Genomic DNA, 6,559 nt, shown 5'->3' on the forward strand with positions numbered 1-6,559 from the left:
CCTCTCTTGGAAAGGCGCCGGGCAGCTACGTCATGATTCGCTGACCCGCTGCGACCAGGCGTTTCAGCCGATTCTCGGGAAACCCTTCCAAGGCAACCGAATCATTCGTAGCTGCGGGTATCCTCAATCACCTTGCCATCATTGGGCAAGGTGCCTGGGGGCATCAACTCGACCCGGCCCTTGAGCTTGAGCAACTCGTTGGCGGATTTCGCGAAATCCGCCTCGTTCCCGCCGCGGGCTTCGATCTGAACGGTCATCGTATCCACCTCGCCCTCCCGCGCGGCGATTATTCGGGCCTTTATGATCTCGTCATGGCGGGCCACCAGAGCGGCGACCTGTTCGGGTCGCACAAACATGCCTTTGATCTTCGTCGTCTGATCGGCCCGACCCATCCATCCCTTGATACGCATGTTGGTGCGGCCACAAGGGCTTTGTCCTTCCATAACCGCCGAAAGATCGCCAGTTGCAAACCGGATCAGCGGGTAATCCGGATTGAGCGTCGAGACGACCACCTCTCCCACATCGCCCGGAGCGACCGGATTACCTGTTCCGGGCGTCACGATCTCGACGATAACATGTTCATCGACAATCATGCCTTCCAGCGCCTCGGATTCGTAAGCGACGCTGCCCAAATCAGCAGTCCCGTACCCCTGAAGGCACTGAATGCCACGGTCGGCATATTCCTGTCTCAGTGACGGAAACAGCGCCCCTCCACCGACCGCAGCCTTGGAAATCGCCAACTTGAGGCCCATCTCATCGGCCTTGTCGAGGATGATCTTCAGGTAATCGGGCGTGCCGGTATACGCCGTGACGCCAATGTCGTGCGCCGCCTGCGCCTGAAGTTCCGTTTGGCCCGTTCCGGCTGGCAAAACAGCACAGCCGATCGCCCGCGCGCCGGTTTCGAACATCATCCCCGCTGGAGTCAGGTGGTAGGAAAAACAATTCTGCACGATGTCATCGGCACGAATTCCCGCGGCATACATCGCGCGGCCCGAGCGCCACCAGTCGTGACTGATGCCGCCCGGTTCATAGATCGGCCCCGGGCTCTGAAAATAATGCGCCACGTTCGAGACCGGCAAGCCTCCAAAGGGCGCAGCCGCTTTCTGCCGACTGCTCAGTTCGGACTTGCGCAGGACGGGTAGACCCGGCAGTCCGGAAATATCCTTGAGCGGCTCCAAATCATGCTTGGCCAACTGGGCGTTCAGCAATGCAAGCTGATCCGCAGCCCGCTCATCGCCAGAACGGGTTTCCAGAGCGTCGTAAAAAGTACTCATCGCCTGTTCTCCATCGGGAGTGCTCGCCTCTCCTGCTGCCTGCAGACTCCCCGAGCGGGGATCAACTCAGCCACCTCTTGCGGCGTCTATAGGACCGCACCTCACGGAAGCTCTTTCGTCCTTCGTCGGACATTCCGAGGTAGAACTCCTTCACGTCCGGGTTCTCACGCAGATCGTTCGCAACGCCATCCATCACGACCCGGCCGCTTTCCAGAATATATCCATAATGGGCAAAGCGCAGGGCTACGTTTGTGTTCTGTTCTGCCAAGAGAAAGGTGTAGCCTTCCTCCTCGTTGAGCGATTTGACGATGCCGAAGATCTGCTCGACCAACTGCGGTGCCAAGCCCATGCTCGGCTCATCCAGCAGGATGGTCTCGGGTCGGCTCATAAGGGCCCGGCCAAGCGCGATCATCTGCTGCTCACCCCCCGAAGTATAGCCCGCCTGGCTGCGCCGGCGCTCTTTCAGGCGGGGAAAGTAGTCGTATACCATGTTCAGATCTGCATCGATCGCCCCTTTGCCATCCTTGCGCGTATACGCGCCGGTCAGCAGGTTTTCCTCGACGGTAAGGTGCTCGAAGCAATGGCGCCCTTCCATGACCTGGATGACACCCTTGTTGACCAAATCGTTTGGCGTCAAATCCTGAACCCGCTCGCCACGATAAGTGATCGAGCCCTTGGTCACCTCACCGCGTTCCGAATGCAACAGGTTGGACACCGCCTTGAGCGTCGTTGTCTTGCCCGCGCCATTACCACCAAGCAGGGCGGTAATACCCCCCTTGGGCACCTTGAGCGACACACCCTTGAGCACGAGGATCACGTGGTTGTAGATCACCTCGATATTGTTGATCTCAAGAAGAGTCTCGGTCTGCATCTCACTGGCGTCCAGCATGATCCACGCTCCGTTATTGGTTGTTGCGGGCCATTGCATCCGGCAACGGCCCGCAAATCACTCTTTAGTTGCAGCCGGGGGTGATTCCATTTTCTTCGGCATAGGCCATCGAATCGGCTTCAATCAGCGGCTGAACGATTTCCTGGTCAGACTGCATGTAGTCGGTGACCAGCTTCCATTCACCTGCCTTCGCATCCCATTGGCCGATGGCGGCATAACCATTCCCGCCATGGTTCTCGCAAGACACCTTGAACTCTGGACCGAAGCGCGGCAACCCAAGAGACTCCATTTTCTCTTCTGTCATTTCAAGAGCTTCCATCCCGTCGCGCATCATGGCCGGGGTGATCTTGCTCGTGTCATGTATTTCCTGAGCCGTCTTGGCCGCTTCGGCCACCAGCATCGCGGCGTAAAGACCGCGGTTATAGATCGCGGTGCCATGCTGATCACCAGAACCTGCGGCGAGGTCCTTGTCAAAGACATGCTTCTTCAGGTCATCGTAAAGCGGATAGTCATCGCCCAGATTGTGGAAGGTCAGCGCCTTGTAACCATGTGCACCGTCGCCCGCCGGCTTCACATCGTTTTCCGATCCTGACCACCAGATGCCGATGAAATTCTCCATCGGGAAACGGATGTTCACGGCTTCCTGGATCGCGACCTGATTCATCACGCCCCAGCCATACATAATCACGTAGTCCGGGCGCTCGCGGCGGATCTGAAGCCACTGGCTTTTTTGCTCCTGGCCTGGGTGATCCACCGCCTGGAGTGTCAGCTCATACCCATGCTTCTCGGAAAGCTTTTCCAGCGTGCGGATCGGCTCCTTGCCATAGGCAGAGTTGTGGTAAACCAAAGCGATCTTCTTGCCACTGATATCGCCACCTTCCTCTTCAATGATGTGCTTGATCGCGACAGACGCACCATCCCAGTAGTTGGCCGGGAAGTTGAACACCCAGGGAAACACTGCCCCGTTCTTTGCCGATGTCCGCCCCAGGCCCGAAGTCAGCATTGGAATGCCGTCTGCCGTAATCTTCGGGATCAACTGATAGGTGATCCCGGTCGAAAGCGGTTGATAGACCAGCGAGCCGAGATCCTTGGTCGCCTCGTAGCATTCGACGCCCTTCTCGGTATTATAGGCTGTTTCGCATTCGGGAACCTCGATCATCTCGCCGCCAATACCGCCGTCACGCTCATTGAGCAGTGTGAAATAGTCTGCGTATCCATCGGCAAAGGGAATACCACCCGCCGCATATGGCCCCGTTCGGTAGCTAAGTGACGGGAAAACAAGTTCCGCCATGGCCGGCCCCGCAGCCATGACTGCGCCGAGCGCAAGTGTTGCCAGTTTCATTTTCATCGGGTTACTCCTCCCATTGGTTGATTCCGATGTTGTCCGGAGTTTTGCCCCCCCGGAAAGGGTCAGACCCACCCGCAAAATTCAGTGCGGGAAAGGCCAAAGTCTCAGCTTCTCCTTGATGATCCTCCAAAGTTGCGCCAACCCATGCGGTTCGAGGATCAGAAAGGTGATGATCAGTCCGCCCACGATCATGAACTCCAGATGCGCAGCAAGGTCGGTCGGCCATCCCAGCCCCCCAACCAACGTGTTCTTGAGGAACACCGGCAGAAGCACAAGGAACGCCGCCCCGGCAAACGCGCCGAAGATTGACCCCAGGCCACCGATGATAACCATGAAGAGCACGAGGAACGACTTGTTGATGCCAAACACCTCACCGACCTCAACAGCCCCCAGATAAACGCTGAAGAACAGCGCACCGGAAATCCCGATAAAGAACGAGGAGACCGCAAAGGCGCTGAGCTTGGCCTTGAGCGGGTCGACCCCGATGATCTCGGCTGCAATATCCATGTCGCGGATCGCCATCCACTTGCGCCCGATGCTTCCGCGCGTCAGGTTCCGCGCAATCAAGGCAAGGACCGTCAGGAACACGAGACAGAACAGATAGACCGCCCAAGGCTCGGTATTGGATCCCGTCACGGGCACACCGAACAAACTACGTTCTGGCGCGCTGATCTGCCCGGAGGCGGAATAATTATAGGCCCAAGACCACTTGTTGAAAAGCCAGACGAGGAAGAACTGCGCCGCCAGCGTCGCCACCGCCAGATAAAACCCCTTGATCCGCAAGCTTGGCAACCCGAACAGTACGCCGACAATCGCGGTTATGAGCCCCGCCAGGATAACAGAAAAGAAGATATTGATTGGCGGCAGGGCATACTCGACCCCGCCGATCCAGATATCGAGCCCGGTCATGAGCTTGTAACAGGCATAGGCGCCAACTGCCATGAACCCCCCCGTACCAAGGCTGACCTGCCCACAATAGCCGACCAGTAGGTTCAGCCCGATTGCTGCGATGGCATAGATTAGAAAGGGCAGGAAAACCGAGTTGACCCAGTAGTCGTTAAGCACGAAGGGAATGATGGCAAACCCGATAAACAGCACCGCAAAGAAACCGAACCGGTCGAGCTTGATCGGAAAGGTCTGACTATCCTTCGGATAAGAGGTCTTGAAATCACCGGCCTCACGATAAAACATCAGGCGCACTCCCCGTTTGTGTGTTCTTCTTCAAGATGCGTCTTTTTGACGATGTTCGGCCGCTTGGCATAACCGGTCGCTTCGCTATGGCGGATCAGCCAGAAATAGGCCCAAAGCCCCAGCCCGGCCCCAATGGCGGCGAGTATCGCCGCGGTCACCATCTGTGAGGCGCTGGACGGATCGGACGACAGGGCGAGATAGCCAAAGGCCCAAAACCCCGACCAGGCGATGACGTTGAGAATGGCAATCAGCTTGGGCATACCATCACACCCTTTCGATGATCTTTTCGCCGAACAGACCCTGCGGCCGGAAGACGAGGAAGATCAGCGCCAGCACATAAGCGAACCAGTTCTCGGTCGCTCCGCCCACCATCGGTCCGATGATGAATTCGAACAATTTCTCGCCCACTCCGATGATAAGGCCGCCGACAATGGCCCCTGGGATCGAGGTGAACCCTCCCAGCATCAGCACCGGCAGCGCCTTGAGTGCAATCAACGACAGCGAGAACTGCACACCCGATTTGGAGCCCCACATGATCCCGGCAACCAGTGCCACAAAACCAGCCAACGACCAGACCATCACCCAGATGAAATTGAGATTTATGCCAACCGAAAGCGCGGCCTGATGGTCGTCAGCCACAGCGCGCATGGCGCGGCCATGCTTCGAATACTGTGCGAACATCACAAGTGCGATCACCATAAGCACCGCAACGAACGTTGCCCACAGGTCGAGATTGTCGATAAAGAATCCATAGCCCAAAAGATTGAACGTGACCTCGTCTATGGTATCGTTGATCCCCTCTGGCAAACCTACATCGAGTTTCTTGATGTCGCTTCCCCACATGATGTCACCGAACCCCTCAAGGAAATAGGCGAGCCCGATAGTGGCCATGAAAAGGATGATCGGCTCTTGTCCAACGAGATGCCGGAAGATGAAACGGTTCACCAGCCAGGCCAGCAAAACCATAACCGCCATGGTCAACAAGATCGCGGCGAACGCGGGAACATTCCATCCGAAATGGTGGACGGACACACCAGACACCGCCTTGATCAAATGGCTGAATGGCACACGCCCTTCCATGATCCCCACCAGGGTCAGGGCGGCGAAAAGCGCCATCACACCCTGACTGAAATTGAAGATACCGCTTGCCTTGAAAATCAACACGAAGCCCAGGGCGACCAGCGCATAGAGCACGCCAGTCATGAGGCCGTTCATGACGATCTCCATTCCCCAAAGAAGCTGTTCAGGCATGGTGCGCGTCCCCCGGATTGAGTTGTTCTCTCGTGGTTTTATCAGTCATGGGCGATCCCCAGATATGCGTCGATCACCGCCTGGTTGTTGCGCACCTCACCCGGCGTGCCATCGCCGATCTTCTTGCCGTAATCCATCACCACGACCCGGTCGCTAAGGTCCATCACCACGCCCATGTCATGCTCGATCAAGGCGATCGTGGTTCCGAATTCGTCGTTCACATCAAGGATAAAGCGGCTCATGTCCTCTTTTTCCTCAACGTTCATCCCCGCCATAGGTTCGTCGAGAAGCAATAGCGACGGCTGCGCAACCAGCGCCCGGGCAAGCTCGACCCTCTTTTTCAACCCATAGGGCAGCCGCGACACGGGCGTCTTGCGAATATGCTGGATTTCGAGAAAGTCGATGATCTTTTCGGCCACCTCACGGTTCTCGATTTCTTCCTGCTCCGCCTTGCCCTTCCAGATCGCCTGCGACAGGAGACCGGTCGTCATATGGTTGAGGCGCCCGGTCATCACGTTGTCCAGAACACTCATCCCCTCAAAGAGCGCGATATTCTGGAACGTCCGTGCAATCCCTTGCCGCGCCACCTCGAAGGGTCGCATCCGT

General features: G+C 57.2%; 7 protein-coding genes. All 7 read right to left on the bottom strand.

All coding sequences use genetic code 11. The annotated features are described in order from the left end of the window. Nucleotides 1-101: 101 nt before the first annotated feature. On the bottom strand, nucleotides 102-1,274 hold the full coding sequence (locus ACESL9_RS16290; RefSeq protein ID WP_372614392.1) for a phenylacetate--CoA ligase family protein: 1,173 nt from the start codon (nucleotides 1,272-1,274) through the stop codon (nucleotides 102-104). Between the two features lie 61 nt (nucleotides 1,275-1,335). Continuing rightward, nucleotides 1,336-2,163 (bottom strand): ABC transporter ATP-binding protein, encoded by an 828-nt coding sequence (locus ACESL9_RS16295; protein ID WP_372614390.1) that lies wholly within the window; start codon nucleotides 2,161-2,163, stop codon nucleotides 1,336-1,338. A gap of 64 nt (nucleotides 2,164-2,227) precedes the next feature. Next, the gene (locus ACESL9_RS16300) at nucleotides 2,228-3,511 is read right to left on the bottom strand and encodes an ABC transporter substrate-binding protein (protein ID WP_372614388.1); all 1,284 of its coding nucleotides are present in this window, start codon (nucleotides 3,509-3,511) and stop codon (nucleotides 2,228-2,230) included. Between the two features lie 81 nt (nucleotides 3,512-3,592). Next, nucleotides 3,593-4,702 carry a branched-chain amino acid ABC transporter permease gene (locus ACESL9_RS16305; protein WP_372614386.1) on the bottom strand — a complete coding sequence of 370 codons (1,110 nt, stop codon included), beginning with the start codon at nucleotides 4,700-4,702 and terminating at the stop codon, nucleotides 3,593-3,595. Continuing rightward, nucleotides 4,702-4,962: a hypothetical protein gene (locus ACESL9_RS16310; RefSeq protein ID WP_372614384.1), complete on the bottom strand. Its 261-nt coding sequence runs from the start codon at nucleotides 4,960-4,962 to the stop codon at nucleotides 4,702-4,704. The genes ACESL9_RS16305 and ACESL9_RS16310 overlap by 1 nt, the downstream gene beginning before the upstream one ends. 4 nt (nucleotides 4,963-4,966) lie before the next feature. Then, entirely contained in the window at nucleotides 4,967-5,953 is a 987-nt protein-coding gene (locus ACESL9_RS16315; protein ID WP_372675207.1) for a branched-chain amino acid ABC transporter permease, read from the bottom strand. Nucleotides 5,954-5,994: 41 nt separating this feature from the next. Continuing rightward, the coding region (locus tag ACESL9_RS16320) for an ABC transporter ATP-binding protein (protein WP_372675208.1) at nucleotides 5,995-6,559 on the bottom strand (565 nt) is incomplete at its 5' end.

It is taken from the genome of Aquicoccus sp. (assembly GCF_041686535.1).
In the GTDB taxonomy this organism is placed as follows: domain Bacteria; phylum Pseudomonadota; class Alphaproteobacteria; order Rhodobacterales; family Rhodobacteraceae; genus Aquicoccus.